This window comes from Frankiales bacterium (genome assembly GCA_016125335.1).
In the GTDB taxonomy this organism is placed as follows: Bacteria; Actinomycetota; Actinomycetes; order S36-B12; family CAIYMF01; genus Longivirga.
The window spans coordinates 113,007-128,102 of the sequence record WGLY01000015.1; the positions used below are offsets into that span (position 1 = coordinate 113,007).

Sequence of the window (15,096 nt, forward strand, 5' to 3'; positions counted from 1 at the left end):
CGGGTCACCGGCCCCGGGCGGTGCTCGTGCGGCGGCGCGGCCGCAGGTCGACCGTGCGCGCCTCCGCGCGCGCGAAGGACATGAGCATGCCGAGCGCGACGAGGGTGGGCACGAGCGAGGATCCGCCGTAGCTCACCAGCGGCAGCGGGACGCCGGTGATCGGGATCAGCTGGAGCACGGCGCCGATGTTGAGGAGGGTCTGCGTGAGGAGCCAGGCGACGACTGCCGCGGAGGCCGTGCGGATGAACGGGTCCGAGGTGCGCCGCGCGAGGCGCAGGCCCGCGATCCCGATCGCGGCGAACAGCGAGATCACCAGGAGCGACCCGACGATGCCGAGCTCCTCGCCGACCACGGCGTAGATGAAGTCGGTGTGCGCCTCCGGCAGCCAGCCCCACTTCTCCCGGCTGGCGCCGAGCCCCACACCGAACCAGCCGCCGCCGCCGAGCGCGCTCTTGCCGTGCAGCACCTGCCAGCCGCTGCCCAGGGCGTTCGCCTCGGGGTCGAGCCACGACGCGAACCTGCCGAGGCGGTAGGAGTGGCCGAGGCTGAGCAGCGCGACCCCGCCGACGACGCCGACCGCACCGACCGCGAACAGCCGCAGGGGCGCGCCGTTGACGAACAGGATCGCGGCCACCATCGGCACCAGGATGAGCGCGGTGCCGACGTCGCCCTCGAGCACGACGAGCCCGACGATGAGCAGCGCCACCGGCATCAGCGGCACCAGCAGGTGCTTCCACTGGTGCAGCACCGCCTGCTTGCGCGCCATGAGGTCGGCGCCCCACACCACGAGGGCGAGCTTGGCGAACTCGCTGGGCTGGAAGCGGAACGGCCCGCCGAGCTCCACCCAGTTGCGCTGCCCCGCGACGCTGTGGCCCACCACGAGAACCAGCACGAGTGTCGCGATCGCGACGGCGAGCAGCGGGTAGGCGAAGCGGCGCCACACGCGCACGGGCAGGCGGCTGGCCACCACCATCGCGACCAGCCCGAGGACGGCGAAGAGCACCTGGCGCAGCCAGAGCGTGTAGGCCGAGCCGAAGACGCGGTAGCTCTCGACCGTGGACGCCGAGAGCACCATCGCGATGCCGAGCACGAGCAGCAGCAGGGTGGCGCCGAGCAGCACGTGGTAGGTGGCCAGCGGGTGCTCGGAGCGGGGGCGGTCGACGGACTCGACCCGCCGGACTGTCTCGGCCGTCACCGGCCGACCTGCCGCAGCACCGCGGTCGCGAACTGCTCGCCGCGGTCGGCGTAGTCGCGGAACATGTCCCAGGAGGCGCAGCCCGGCGCGAGGAGCACGGTGTCGCCGGGGCGCGCGAGCCCGGCGGCGGCTGCGACGACGTCCTCCATGGCCCCAGTGTCCGTGCGCGGGACGTCGATGACGGGGACATCCGGCGCGTGTCGCGCGAGCGCGTCGCGGACCAGGCCCCGGTCGACGCCGAGGAGCACGGCGCCGCGCAGCCGCGGGGCCGCGGCGACGACGAGGTCGTCGAAGGTCTGGCCCTTCGCCATGCCGCCGGCGATCCACACCACGCTGTCGCACGCGAGCAGCGAGGTCAGCGCGGCGTGGCCGTTGGTGGCCTTGGAGTCGTCGACCCAGCGCACGCCGCCGGCCTCGGCGACCAGCGCGATGCGGTGCCCCGCGGGCTCGAAGGCGCGCAGCCCGTCGCGCACGGCCGACGCCGGGACGCCGTAGGCACGAGCCAGGGCAGCGGCAGCGAGCGCGTTGACGACGTTGTGCGGCGCGAAGGGTCGCACGTCGTGCACGGAGGCGAGCTCCTGCGCGCTCTCGGCGCGGTTCTCCACGAACGCGCGGTCGACGAGCAGGTCGTCGACCACTCCCAGCATGGACGGCCCCGGCACGCCGAGCGTGATGCCGATCGCGCGGCAGCCCTCCACGACGTCGGCCTCCTCCACCATGCGCTCGGTGGCCGGGTCGGCGGTGTTGTACACGGCCGCCACCTGCGTGCCGGAGTAGATGCGCGCCTTCGCGTCGCGGTAGGCGTCGAACGTGCCGAACAGGTCGACGTGGTCCTCGGCGAGGTTGAGGCAGACCGACGCCACCGGGCTGGCCGAGGTGAGGAACGGGAGCTGGGGCGCGCCCACCTCGACCGCGAGGACGTCGTAGCCCTGCGGGTCCATCACGGCGTCCACCAACGAGACGCCGATGTTGCCGACCGCGGCCGTGCGCAGTCCGGCGGCGCGCAGGATCGACTCGAGCATGAGCGTGGTCGTCGTCTTGCCGTTGGTGCCGGTGACGGTGAGCCATGCGGCCGGGTTCTCGCCGCGCAGCCGCCAGGCCAGCTCGAGCTCGCCCCACACGGGCACGCCGGCCCCCTGGGCCGCGAGGATGACCGGCGAGCGCGGCGGCAGGCCGGGCGAGACCACGAGGACGTCGGCCCCGTCGGGCAGCGTGTCGCCGTCACCCAGGCGCACGACCGCGCCGACGACCTCGAGCACGTCGGCGCGCTCCCGCTGCCGCTCGCCGTCGGCGGAGTCGATCACCGTGACCCGGGCGCCGAGCTGGAGCAGGTGGTCGGCCGCGGCGAACCCCGCGACGCCGACGCCGGCCACCACGGCGTGCACGGCCGACCAGTCCGACCCCCGCGTGTGGGCGGAGACGTCGACGCCGGTCACTGCCGGACCCACTCCGCGTAGAACAGGCCGAGGCCGAGGGCGACGAACAGTCCCTGGATGATCCAGAAGCGCACCACGATCTGGATCTCGGCCCAGCCGAGCATCTCGAAGTGGTGGTGCAGCGGCGCCATCCGGAACATCCGCCGGCCGGTGAGCTTGAAGCTGCCCACCTGCCCGATGACCGAGAGCGCGACGATGACGAACAGCCCGGCCAGCAGCGGGAGCAGCAGCTCGGTGCGGGACAGGATCCCCAGCGCGGCGATCGCACCGCCGAGCGAGAGGGCCCCCGTGTCGCCCATCCAGATGCTCGCCGGCGACGAGTTCCACCACAGGAAGCCGAAGCAGGCGCCGGCGGCGGCCGCCGCGAAGATGGCGAGGTCGAGCGGGTCGCGGACGTCGTAGCAGCGGGCGAACTCGCCGAACTGGCAGTTCTGGCCGTACTGCCAGACCGACAGCAGCGTGTAGGCGCCGAGGGTCATCACCGAGGCTCCCGCGGCGAGCCCGTCGAGGCCGTCGGTGAGGTTGACCGCGTTGGTGGTGGCCGTGATGAGGAACCACGCCCACAGCAGGAACAGGGCGGTCGGCAGCACGATCGCCGTGTTGCGGAACAGCGAGACGGCGTGCGAGGCGGGGTTGCGGCCGTACTCGTCCGGGAAGTGCACCGCGAGGTAGGCGAACGACAGGGCGACGGCCGCCTGGCCCACCAGCTTGGTGCGGGCCCGGACCCCGGTGCTGCGCTGCTTGAAGATCTTCAGGTAGTCGTCGGCGATGCCCACGGCACCGAGCCCGACCGTCAGGTAGATCGCGAGCAGCCCGGACACGCTCGGCACCCGCCAGGCCACGAGGTGCGCGCCGAAGTACCCGATGAGCAGGCCGGCGAGGATCGCCAGGCCGCCCATCGACGGCGTGCCCAGCTTGGCGCCGTGCTCCGGGTAGGGCTCGTCCGGCGTCGACACCCGGATCGCCTGCGCGTAGTTGTGGTTGCGCAGGAAGCGGATGAGCAGCGGGGTGCCGAGCAGGGCGACGAACAGGCCCAGTCCGGCCGCGATGAGGACGAGCTTCACGCCGGCTCACCGGTCCCCTGGGCCGCGACCGGCGCGGCGAGCAGCGCCTCCGCGACGCGCTCGAGCCCGACCGACCGCGACGCCTTCACCAGCACGACGTCGCCGGCGCGCAGCTCGGTGCGCAGCAGGTCCGCCGCGGCGCCGACGTCCTCGACGAGCACCGCCGAACCCCCTGCGGCGAGAGCCGCGTCCCTCATCGCCGTCACGGACGCCGACGACCCGACGGCCACCAGCCGCTCGACGCCCAGTCGCACCGCTGTCCTCCCGATCTCCGTGTGCTCCGCCTCCGCCGCGGGGCCGAGCTCGAGCATCTCGCCCAGCACCGCGACCGCCCGGCGGGGGCCCCGCGTCGGCGTGGCGTGCGTCATGGCGGCGAGGGTCTCGAGCGCGGCTGTCATCGAAGCAGGGTTGGCGTTGTAGGCGTCGTTGACCACGGTGACACCCGCTGCGGTGTCGGTCACGTCGCCGCGCCAGCGACTCGCCGGACGGGCCGCTGTGAGCCGCTCGGCCACCTCGTCGAGGTCGGCCCCGAGCACCAGTGCGACCGCCGCCGCGGCCAGGCCGTTGGCCACGTGGTGGCGGCCGTGCAGGGCGCTGGCGACCCGGGCCCGCCGCCCGGCGTGCACGAGGTCGTACGACGGGCGCGCGGCGTCGTCGAGCACGACCGACTCCGCGCGCACGTCGGCGTCGGCCGACTCCCCGAACAGCACGACGCGCGCCGCGGTGCGCGACGCCATGGCGCGCACGCGCGGGTCGTCCGCGTTGAGCACGGCGACGCCGCCGCGCTCCGCGGCGGGCAGCGCCTCGACGAGCTCGCCCTTCGCGACGGCGATGGCGTCCACCGAGCCGAACTCGCCGACGTGCGCGCTGCCGACGTTGAGCACGAGCCCCACAGCCGGCGGGGAGATCGTCGTGAGGTAGCGCACGTGGCCCACGCCGCGCGCGCCCATCTCGACCACGAGCACCCGCGTGGTGGGACCGACACCGAGCACGGTGACCGGCAGGCCCACCTCGGTGTTGAAGGACCCGGCCGGCGCGAGGGTCTCCCCCACCGCCGGGAGCACCTGCGCGAGCAGGTCCTTGGTGCTCGTCTTGCCGGAGGACCCGGTGAGGCCGACCACGACGAGGTCCGGGAAGCGGTCGAGCACCGCGCGCGCGAGGCGGCCGAGCGCCGCGACGGTGTCGTCGACGACGACGCACGGGACGTCGAGGGGGCGCGAGGCGAGCACGCCGACGGCCCCGGCCGCGACCGCCTGCGCCGCGTGGTCGTGCGCGTCGTGGTGCTCGCCCACGACGGCCACGAACAGGTCGCCCGCACGGGTGGTGCGCGAGTCGGTGCTGATGCCGACGGCGGTCTCGTCGCCACGGGCTCCGCCGCCCAGCCGGCCGCCGACCGCGGCGGCGACCTCGGCCAGGGTGAGCGCGATCACGGCCGCACCGCCGTCCCGGCCGCGGCGCCCGGCCCGGGGTGCACGGCCTCGAGCGCCTCGGCCAGCACCACCCGGTCGTCGAACGGGGTCACGACGCCGCCGGCCTCCTGGCCCTGCTCGTGGCCCTTGCCCAGGACGAGGACGACGTCGCCCGGCTGCGCCGCGGAGACCGCGGCGGCGACGGCGTCGCGGCGGTCGCCGATCTCGGAGGTCCGCGTCCCGGGATGCACGGCGGCACCGCGCAGGAGCTCGGCCCGGATCGCCTCCGGCGGCTCGGACCGCGGGTTGTCGTCGGTGACCACCACGACCTCGGCACCCCGCGCCGCCGCCTCGCCCATCGCGCGGCGCTTGTGCGGGTCGCGGTCGCCGCCGGCACCGAGCACCACCAGCACACGGCCGCCGGCACCGCGCGCCTCGAGCACCTCGCGGGCCGCGACGAGCGCCCGCTCGACCGCGTCCGGGGTGTGGGCGTAGTCGACGTAGGCGAACAGTCCTCGCGACGCGTCGGGGTCCGGCACGCGCTCCATCCGCCCCGGCACGCCGGGGCAGGCCGCGATGCCGTCGGCCGCGACGTCGGCGTCGACCCCGCAGGCCTCCAGGACCGCGAGCGCGCCCAGGGCGTTGGCGGCGTTGAACGCGCCGGGCAGCCGCACCTCGAGCGGCACGTCGGCGAACCCGCCGCCGGACAGCCGGCCGTGCGCCCGCATCACGGTGCCGCCCGGCACGCCGACGACGCCACGCGCGGTCCACGTCGCGGCGGTGCCGCCGAGCGCGTAGGTCGTCACCTCGAGACCCCGCGCGCCGGCCAGCTCCGCCATGCGGCGGCCCCACTCGTCGTCGACGCACACGACGGCCCGGCCGGCGCGGTCGGCGCGGAACAGCTCGGCCTTGGCGTCGAAGTAGTCGTCCATGTCGCGGTGGAAGTCGAGGTGGTCCGGGCTGAGGTTGGTGAACGCGACGACGTCGAACCGGACGCCGTCGACACGGCCGAGCCGCAGGGCGTGGCTCGACACCTCCATGGTCACCGCCGTCACCCCGCGCTCGCGCATGACGGCGAGCAGGGCGTGCACGTCGGTGGCCTCGGGGGTGGTGCGCGCGGTCGCCACCGGCTCGTCGCCGATCAGCGTGCCCACCGTGCCGATGACGCCGGTGGTGCGCCCGTCGGCGCGCAGCCCGGCGTCTACCAGGTAGCTCGTCGTGGTCTTGCCGTTGGTGCCGGTGATGCCGACGACGAGCAGGTCCTGCGAGGGGTCGCCGTAGACCCGGGACGCGATCGCCCCGAGCGCGGCGCGCGGGTCGTCCGACACCAGGACCGGGACGCCGGCGGCGAGGGCGCGGTCGAGCCCCGCGGGGTCGGTGAGGACGGCGGAGGCGCCGGCCGCGGCGGCCTCGCGGACGAACTCGGCCCCGTGCGTGCGGAACCCCGGCAGCGCGGCGTAGAGGTCGCCGGGGAGCACGGCGCGGGAGTCGTGCGTGACGCCGGTGACGACCGTGGCGGACGCCGCGTCGGGCGACGGGTCGTTGCTGCGGCCGTGCGCCCCCAGCAGCGGTACGAGCTCGGCGACCGGCAGCGGGCGCGTGCTCGGTCGCGGGCCTGCGGACACGTTCCCGACCCTATCCGGCGGTCACCAGAACACCGGGAGGCGCGGGTGCGCGGTGCCGGTCGGGGGGATGCGCAGGTGCTCGAGCCCGAAGGTCATGACCTTCTTGAAGACCGGGGCTGCGAGCTGGCCGCCGAAGTGGCCGTTGCGCGGGTTCTGGAGGAAGACGCCGATGACCAGCCGTGGTGCGTCCGCGGGCGCCATGCCCACGAACGACGCGGTGTAGCCGCGGTAGCAGCCGCACGTCTCGTCGATGCGGTTGGCCGTGCCGGTCTTGCCCGCCACGCGGTAGCCGGAGATCGCCGCCTTCGGCGCGGTGCCCTGGTCGGAGACGACCGACTCGAGCATGGTGCGCACCTGCCGCGCGGTGCTCGCGCTGACCACCCGCGTGCTGGCCGGCGCCGGCGCCGGCTGGAAGGTGCCGTCGGGCGCCGTGTAGCCGGCGACCAGCGTCGGCGCGACGCGCACGCCGTCGTTGGCGATGGTCGCGTAGACGGACGCGGCCTGCACGGCCGTCAGCGACAGGCCCTGGCCGAAGGCGAGGGTGCCGAACGTCGTGCCCGACCAGTCCGCGGGCGGGGGGACGTAGCCGTCGCTCTCGCCCGGGAAGTGCAGGCCGGTCGGCTGGCCGATGCCGAACTTCTTCAGGTACGAGTAGAGCTTGTCGCCGCCGATGCGCTGCGCCGCGAGGATCGTGCCGATGTTGCTGGAGCGCGCCAGCACGCCGTTGAGGGTGAGGTGCAGCGTGCCGTGCGGCACGTCGTCGTGCCAGGTCTTGTACCGCGTGCGCAGCACGGGCGGGACGGTGATACGCGTGTAGGGGTTGGCCTTCTTCTCCTGGATCACCGCGGCCATCGTCATGACCTTGCTGGTCGACCCGGGCTCGAACACGTCCGAGACGGCACGGTTGCGCACGTCGCTCTGCGCCGCGTCCGCGGGCTTGTTGGGGTCGAACGTGGGGACGGTCGCCAGGGCGTAGATCTGGCCCGTCCTCGGGTCCATCACCACCACGGAGCCGCTGTCGGCGCGCGCGCTGCGCACGGCCGACGCCAGGGACGACTGGGCCACCCACTGGAGGTCGCGGTCGATCGTGAGCTGGATCCCGGTGCCGGGCACCGCCGGCGTCCCCGAGCTGCCCGCGGTCGGGATCTCGGTGCCGAGCGGCGAGCTCTGGTAGACCTCGCTGCCCGGTGTGCCGGCCAGCTCGGAGTTGAAGCCGTACTCGAGGCCGGAGCCGCCGTCGCCGTCGGCGCGGACGTAGCCCACGACGTTCGCCGCGACCGACCCGGCCGGGTACACGCGCGTGGAGGTGGCCTCGCTGAAGACGCCGGGGAGCCGCAGGGCGGCGACCCGGGCCCACGTTTCGGGAGTGACTCCCTTGGCCAGGTAGATGAACCGGCGGGTGCCGGTCATCCGCTGCTCGTAGGCGGTCGCGTCGCCGCCGAGGACCGCGGCGAGCTGCTCGCCCTCGCCCGCGGGGTCGGTCACCAGCGTCTGGTCGGCCGTGACGTTGCGGGCGGCCACCGTGGTGGCCAGCTGGACGCCGTTGCGGTCGGTGATGTCCCCGCGCACCGCGGGGATGACGATCGTGCGCGTGCGGTCCTTCACGCCCTCGGCGGCCAGGGTGGGGCCCTGGATCGCCTGGAGGTCGATCACGCGCGCGGCCACGACCGAGAGCACCACGAGGAGGAACACCTGCCAGGCGCGGATGCGGCGCAGCGGGTTGCCGGGACGGTAGGTGCGGCCCGCCGGGCGGGCGGGCGGCCGTGCCGGCCGGGTCTGCTGCGACGGCGCGCGCGGCGCCGTGCGCCCGGTGCCCCGCGCGGAGGTGCCGGGGCGCGATCCGGCGCGCGGGCGCTGCCCCGAGGGAGTCCGCCGGGGCGGCGGGGCGAGCGTGGTCATCGGTGGGTTCCTCCGCCCGTGGTGCCGCCGGTGCCCGACGTGCCGGTGCCGCCGGAGGTGCGCGTCGTCCCGCGGGCCGCGCCGTGGCCGGCCGAGGACGCGCCACCACCGGCGCGGGTCGTGGTGCGGGTCGTGCGCTGCGCGGGCGCCGGATCGGCGACCGCGGCGTCGATCCCGGCGGGCCGGCCGGCGGCGGTGGTGGTGCTCGACGACGTGGCCGCTGCGCCCGTGGCGCCCGACGGGTCGGGGCTGGTCGAGGCGGCGTCGATGGCCGGCTGCTTCGGCGCGGGACGCGGCGGGGCGGCCGCCGCGACGGGGACGCCGAGCACCGCGCCGTCGGAGAGCCGCAGGAACACCGGCGAGGCCACCGGCACCATGTGCAGCTGGAGCGCGCGGCGCTGCAGCGCCTCGGGCGACTCCTTCAGCGCGACGTCCTGGAGCAGCTGCTGCTCCTGGTCCTCGAGATCGCTCTGCGCCTTCGACAGCGAGCTGAGCTCGAAGGCACCCTGGGCCAGCGACGTGTTGAGCACGAGCAGCACGACCATCCCGGACAGCAGGAGCCCGACGACGACGGCCGCGAAGATCCCGGTGCCGGCGACCACCGGTGCCGGCTCCGGGAGGGCGACGAGCTGCGGACGGCGCCGGGCGGCGGGCCGGGGCCGCGGCGAGCCGGCCCGGCGCGACGACGGACGGGCCGGCGCGGAGCGCGCCGCGGTGCTCACGCCGCCTCCCTCAGCCGCTCGGCGGCACGGAGGCGGACGGAGGCGGCCCGCGGGTTAGCGGCGATCTCGGCGTCGGACGCCTTCTCCGCCCCACGGGTGAGCAGGCGCAGCTCGGGCTCGTGCCCCGCGGGCACGAACGGGAGGTCGTCGGGCACGTCGGTGCTCGCCCGGGACACCAAGGCACGCTTGACGATGCGGTCCTCGAGGGACTGGTAGCTCAGCACCACCACGCGGCCGCCGACGCGCAGCGCGTCGACGGCTGCCGGCACCGCCCGCTCGAGCACCTCGAGCTCGGCGTTGACCTCGATGCGCAGCGCCTGGAAGGTGCGCTTGGCCGGGTTGCCGCCGGTGCGCCGGGCGGGCGCGGGGATGGAGGCGCGCACCAGCTCGACGAGCCGGGCGCTGGTGTCGAACGGCGCGCGGCCGCGCTCGCGCACCACGGCGTCGGCGATGCGGCGGGCGAAGCGCTCCTCGCCGTAGTCGCGCAGCACACGGGCGAGCTCGGCCGCGGCGTAGGTGTTGAGCACCTCCGCGGCGGTGATGCCGCGGGTCGGGTCCATCCGCATGTCGAGCGGGGCGTCCTGCGCGTAGGCGAACCCGCGGGCCGCCTGGTCGAGCTGCATCGACGAGACGCCGAGGTCGAACAGCACGCCGTCGACGCGCGGCGCGGCCGCCTCGTCGAGCACCCGCGGCAGCTCGTCGTACACCGCGTGCACGAGCACCGTCCGCGCGGCATGGGCGGCCAGGCGCCGGGACGAGCGGGCGAGGGCGTCGGCGTCGCGGTCGATCCCCACGAGCCGCACGTCGGGGAAGCGGGTGAGCAGCGCCTCGCTGTGCCCGCCGAGGCCGAGCGTGGCGTCGACGACGACCGCGCCGGGACGCTCGAGCGCCGGGGCCAGCAGGGCCAGGCAGCGCTCCAGCAGCACCGGCACGTGCGACGGCTCCCCCGCTGGTGCGGGTCCGCCGTCCGCGGCGTCGTCGTCCGCCGGGCCGTCGTACGGGTCGGGCACGGGTCAGCCCAGCCGCGAGACGAGGTCGGCGAGGGCGACCAGGAAGGCCGCGGCGAGGGCGCACGACGCGACGAGGACACCGGCCGGGCCGGTCGCCACGGCGACCGCGCGGGGCCGGCGCACGACGACGGGGGGACGGTCCTCGTGCCGGAGGAGAGTCAGGTCCATGGGGGCTCCCTCGCCCGGAGGCGCTCGCGGTGGGAACGGGATGTGCGGGGCCGGCTCGGGGCCGGTTGGCTCGGGCTCGCGGGGTCGGGCGTCGGTCCTGGGACCAGGTCCCCTGTCCGTCAGCCGGGGTGGGTCTCCCTGGCACCGGGGAAGGTGCGCCAGGAAGCCGGGTGACGGACCGGAGACCTCGTCCCACGACGGGCTACGACGAGGGCACCACCTCCCCGTCGAGGTCCACGAAGGACTGCTCGGTGCCGGCCAGGTAGGACTCCCACGTCGCGGCGTCCCAGATCTCGATGCGGGTGTCGGCGCCGACGACGACGCAGTCGCGGGTGAGCCCGGCGTACTCGCGCAGGGGCTGCGGGATGGTGATGCGGCCCTGCCGGTCGGGGGTCTCGTCCGACGCGCTGGCGAACAGCACACGGGTGTAGGCGCGGGTGCGCTCGTTGGTCTGCGACCCGGCGCGCAGGGTGGCGGCGTACTCGGCGAAGCCCTCGGCGGTCCAGACCACGAGGCAGCGGTCCTGGCCCTTGGTGATCACCAGGCCGTCGGCGAGGGCGTCGCGGAACTTGGCCGGCAGGATCACGCGGTTCTTCTCGTCGAGGCGCGGCGTGTGCGTCCCGAGGAACACCGCCACCACCTCCACCCGCCCCCGCGGAGGGTCCTGTCCCTCCGTCGCGCGCCAACATACTCCACTTCCCTCCACCGTCAACCACCATGACCCACCAATCACCCACGCGGCGCCCCACTGCCGCAGGTCGGGGGCCTGACGAGGACGGCGACGCAGCCGGCATCACGGCATCACCGCAGGTCACGGCGGTGGAGGAAAGTGGAGGGGTCAGGGCGCGACGGGCCCCGACGGGCGTCCCCGCGGTCCCGACGCCGGCACGCAGCGGCATGGAGCGGGCTGGAGCGGGGTGGCAGCGGCACGGCCGCGGCCACGAGGGGCGCCGCGCGGTGGCGCGGTGCGCGGGCGCCGGAGGCGTCCGGGGGCAGGGGTCGGTGCCGGCGGCCGGGTCAGGCCGGCCGGGTCACAGCTGCGAGCGGCTCTCGGTGTCGGTGGGGCTCGGCGGGGCGGCGTGCACCGGCCAGTCGTGGATCACCGAGGTGCGCAGGACGACGTCCTGCACGGAGCGGTTCTCCCGGCTCACCGCGCACCAGAACAGGCCGACCGGGAACACGGCGCAGAAGCCGGCCCGCAGCACCGCCGCCCACCAGTGCATCCGGGTGCCCTTGCGGCCCACCACGCGCAGCCCCATGAGGCGCGCGCCGACGGTGCGCCCCGTCGTCGCGAACGCGAGCGCGAGGTAGATCACGAGGTAGCCGAAGCCGACGAGCAGGAACAGCCCGAACGACCACGTGGGCAGCACGTAGTCGCGCGGGTCGACCAGGAACTTGAGCACCACGATCGCGAGGTAGGTGCCCACCGTCGTCGACGCCACGAGGAGGTAGTCGATGGCGCCGGCCGCGGTGCGCGACACCACGCCGGCGCGCAGCCCCTGGAACACGCGCGCCTTCGGGGGGATGGGGTTCAGGTGCGGCACCGGGTGCTGCGGGCCGTGGACCGGGCTCGGATCGGTCATGCGTCCCCTCCCCCGTCGTCGCGCGGCTGCGGCCCGGAAGCGTCCGAGATCTGCCGCTGCTCCTCGCGCTCGGCCTCCCGCAGCGCGGACCGGACCTCCTCCTGCGCACGCGCCTCGGCGCCCGGCGCGGTGGTGCGCCGGGCCTTGCGCCGCAGCATGATCCGGTCGACCCAGCGGTTGACCAGCTCGTCGCCGGCGACCGCCGAGAGCCGCGCCTGGTCGACCACCTCGGCCGCCACGCCGGTCGAGGACTCCCGGATGATCTCGGGCAGGTCGACCTCCTCGATGACGTCCTCCGCGAGGCCGGCGAGATCGACCCGGCTGCGCACGATCTCCGTGAGGTCGATGCTGGCGATCGCGGACTCGACGATCCGCTGGAGGTCGACGCGGTCGAGCACGACGTCGGTGAGCTCCATCGAGTCGAGCACCGCCACGACGAGGCGCTCGAGGTCGACGCGCTCGAGCACGATGCCGGTGATGTCGACCCGGTCGAGCACCGGCCCCATCACGGCGGGCACCAGCAGGTCGAGCGCGTCGTTGCCCGCCGCGGTGACGTCGGCGCCCGCCGCGAAGCGCACCTGGCGACCACGGTCGCCGAGCCGCTGCGCGAGGGCCGCCGGGGTCCAGTCCGGGTGCACGAGCGGCGGGCGGGCCAGCAGCGCGAGCCCCACCCGCGCGACAGGTCCGACGGTGCGCCGCACCACGGAGCCGGCGGCCAGCACGGGACGGGCGACGACCACCGCCGCGCCGAGGGCGACGTCGAGCGGCACCTCGACCGCGGCCGGCATCCGCGGGCCGGCCCGGTGCACGACGGGCACCACCTCGCGCCCGGGCTCTCCCGCGGCGGGCGCGCCGACGGGCCCGGTCACCGGGTCGTCGGCGGCGGTGTGGTGGGGCACGGCGCCCATCCTCACGTACCGGGGGCCGCGTGCGAGCGCGATCCGGTGCGGCCGTCCGGGACGGCGCCCGCCGGCCCGGGCCGGCGCACCGCGGGGGCGGCGGCCCGACGCAGGGGACGAACGCGGTCGCCGACCGCGGACCGTCCCCCGGTCGGAGCAGTGCGTGACCGCGGGCCACCGAGCGTGGCCGTGGCCTCGACGCAGCGTGCCCGATGCGGCCCTGACCAGGAGCGACGGTGCACGACGACCCTCCCGAGGGGCTCCCGCGCCGGCCCGCCGACCGCTACGGTGAGCGACGACGACCCCGCCGTCCGCAGCAGCCCGGGGGTGCGTGCCGCAGGCACGCAGCGTGCTCGCCGCGGACGGTCACCCCCGGTCCGTCGCCGCGTGTCCTGGCCGGCAACGGGTCACCTCACCGACCCTGGGAGCCCGCATGCGCGCACGCGCCTGGATCGCGACCGCCACCGGCCTCGCGACCCTCACCACTGCAGCACTCGTCGCCGGCGCGGCCACCGGGGCCAGCGCCGGCCTCACGCTCCAGCCTCCCCTCCCCGGCACGAGCACCTCGGCCGGCACCCTGGTGCTGGCCGACACCCTGGCCAACAACGGCAAGGGCACGAGCTCGTTCACGGTCTCGTGGCACAAGCCCGACGGCACCACGGCCTCCACCGTGCAGACCGTCGCCGCGACGTCGAAGAACGCCTGCAACCTCGACAGCCGCAACGCGACCCCGTACCTCACGATCAGCGGCACCGCGGGCGGGTCGGGCTCCCAGGTGGGCATCGGGTCGCAGGGCGACATCGGCGTCAACTCCGAGTCCACCGGCGGTGCGTGCTCGCAGGTGAACCTCTCCGCGGGCGAGGCGCTCACCATCAAGGTCGCCAGCCTCCCCGGGCAGCTCGGCTCCACCAGCGTCGACGGTGCCGGGTTCGACCTGAACCTGTCCGGCAGCGTCGTCCTCCAGGCGATCTTCAAGAAGGACGGCCACGAGATCGGCGGCGCGGAGTTCCAGTCGGGCCTGTCGAGCCCGGCCCCGCTCAACCCCGCCCGTCCGCACGACCTGCTCGACTGGTGCAACCAGGGCACCGTCAACTCCGGTCCGCAGAGCGGCACCCCCGGCACCAACGAGTGCTACTGGCAGATCCCGTCGCTGAAGATGTACGACCCCAATGTGGGGCCCACCTACACCTCCGACGGCCGCATCACGAGCGGCTCGGGGCTGAGCACCGAGGCGTACGGCAACCGGTGGGACGAGGTCGTGCTCTCGGCCACGAGCTACAGCTACACGGTCGACGGCGTGACCCAGACCGTGCCGCCGAAGGCCAACAACAACCCGGCGTTCTCCCTCGAGGGCGGGCAGCAGTGGACCGGGTGGACGGGCACGCCGCAGGGCGGCCCCACCACGTTCAACCTCTTCAGCACCTCCGAGTACACGGCGACGTGCGGCACCACCGGCACCGAGACCTCCGGCGGCGTCACCGTCACCTACACGAGGGTCTACGACTACACGACCGGCACCTGCAAGCAGGACAAGGCGTACAACGTCTCGCTGACGACGTCGAGCAGCGGGAGCGTCTTCTCGCTGCAGACCGACCAGGCCGACACCGACGGCACCTGGCTCCTGCAATTCGCCCGCGACTACACGACGCCGGTGAGCAACGACCCCGACCTCGCGGTGGACTTCTCCAACGGGACGGTGGCCAACGCCGCGCGCACCGTGGGCTACTGCCCGACGACGGCGTTCACCTACACCTCGTCACCATGGGCGCACCAGCAGACGGTGTCGGGCACCTCGCTGACGCAGTGGGCGTACAACTCCAGCCCCAACGCACCGACCGCGGACCCGAACGTGGTGAAGGCCGGGTCGTCGTCGTACGACTTCGACAGCACCTCCGGCGGCGCCCAGTACGCCTGCAAGTACGCGACGAGCACGGAGCTCGTCACGGTGAACGGCGTCCAGGTGCAGCGCTGGGTCGACTGGGTCTGGATGTCCGGCGACGTCATCTGGCTCGGGAAGTGACACCGCTGCGAGACTGAACCGCCGGGAGCCCGGGTGACGGACCGCCGTCGCCCGGGCTCCCGTCGC

At 75.0% G+C, this 15,096-nt stretch carries 12 protein-coding genes; 1 reads left to right on the plus strand and 11 read right to left on the minus strand.

Annotated features, from left to right (window positions below):
* Positions 1 to 4 precede the first annotated feature (4 nt).
* The 11 genes from ftsW to GC157_08720 form a co-directional block, all read right to left on the minus strand.
* Positions 5 to 1,522 (minus strand): putative lipid II flippase FtsW, encoded by a 1,518-nt coding sequence (ftsW, locus tag GC157_08670; protein ID MBI1377538.1) that lies wholly within the window; start codon positions 1,520 to 1,522, stop codon positions 5 to 7.
* Positions 1,192 to 2,631: a UDP-N-acetylmuramoyl-L-alanine--D-glutamate ligase gene (locus GC157_08675; GenBank protein MBI1377539.1), complete on the minus strand. Its 1,440-nt coding sequence runs from the start codon at positions 2,629 to 2,631 to the stop codon at positions 1,192 to 1,194. Before GC157_08675 ends, ftsW begins: the two co-directional genes overlap by 331 nt.
* Complete coding sequence (locus GC157_08680; GenBank protein MBI1377540.1) at positions 2,628 to 3,695, minus strand: phospho-N-acetylmuramoyl-pentapeptide-transferase; 1,068 nt, start codon at positions 3,693 to 3,695, stop codon at positions 2,628 to 2,630. The genes GC157_08675 and GC157_08680 overlap by 4 nt, the downstream gene beginning before the upstream one ends.
* On the minus strand, positions 3,692 to 5,125 hold the full coding sequence (gene murF, locus GC157_08685) for a UDP-N-acetylmuramoyl-tripeptide--D-alanyl-D-alanine ligase (GenBank protein ID MBI1377541.1): 1,434 nt from the start codon (positions 5,123 to 5,125) through the stop codon (positions 3,692 to 3,694). Before murF ends, GC157_08680 begins: the two co-directional genes overlap by 4 nt.
* Entirely contained in the window at positions 5,122 to 6,729 is a 1,608-nt protein-coding gene (locus tag GC157_08690) for a UDP-N-acetylmuramoyl-L-alanyl-D-glutamate--2,6-diaminopimelate ligase (protein MBI1377542.1), read from the minus strand. Before GC157_08690 ends, murF begins: the two co-directional genes overlap by 4 nt.
* 21 nt (positions 6,730 to 6,750) lie before the next feature.
* A complete protein-coding gene (locus tag GC157_08695; GenBank protein ID MBI1377543.1) occupies positions 6,751 to 8,628 on the minus strand; it encodes a hypothetical protein in 1,878 nt (625 codons plus the stop codon).
* Positions 8,625 to 9,350, minus strand: a complete 726-nt coding sequence (locus GC157_08700; GenBank protein ID MBI1377544.1) for a hypothetical protein — start codon at positions 9,348 to 9,350, stop codon at positions 8,625 to 8,627. The genes GC157_08695 and GC157_08700 overlap by 4 nt, the downstream gene beginning before the upstream one ends.
* Positions 9,347 to 10,360 carry a 16S rRNA (cytosine(1402)-N(4))-methyltransferase RsmH gene (gene rsmH / locus GC157_08705; GenBank protein MBI1377545.1) on the minus strand — a complete coding sequence of 338 codons (1,014 nt, stop codon included), beginning with the start codon at positions 10,358 to 10,360 and terminating at the stop codon, positions 9,347 to 9,349. The genes GC157_08700 and rsmH overlap by 4 nt, the downstream gene beginning before the upstream one ends.
* A 370-nt stretch (positions 10,361 to 10,730) precedes the next feature.
* Complete coding sequence (gene mraZ / locus GC157_08710; protein ID MBI1377546.1) at positions 10,731 to 11,159, minus strand: division/cell wall cluster transcriptional repressor MraZ; 429 nt, start codon at positions 11,157 to 11,159, stop codon at positions 10,731 to 10,733.
* 400 nt (positions 11,160 to 11,559) lie between these two features.
* The gene (locus GC157_08715) at positions 11,560 to 12,111 is read right to left on the minus strand and encodes an RDD family protein (GenBank protein MBI1377547.1); all 552 of its coding nucleotides are present in this window, start codon (positions 12,109 to 12,111) and stop codon (positions 11,560 to 11,562) included.
* Positions 12,108 to 13,010, minus strand: coding sequence for a hypothetical protein (locus GC157_08720; protein ID MBI1377548.1), 903 nt, complete (start codon positions 13,008 to 13,010; stop codon positions 12,108 to 12,110). The genes GC157_08715 and GC157_08720 overlap by 4 nt, the downstream gene beginning before the upstream one ends.
* 433 nt (positions 13,011 to 13,443) lie before the next feature.
* Here GC157_08720 and GC157_08725 point away from each other — a divergent pair, with 433 nt between their 5' ends.
* Positions 13,444 to 15,030, plus strand: a complete 1,587-nt coding sequence (locus GC157_08725; GenBank protein MBI1377549.1) for a hypothetical protein — start codon at positions 13,444 to 13,446, stop codon at positions 15,028 to 15,030.
* The last annotated feature ends 66 nt before the right edge of the window (positions 15,031 to 15,096 follow it).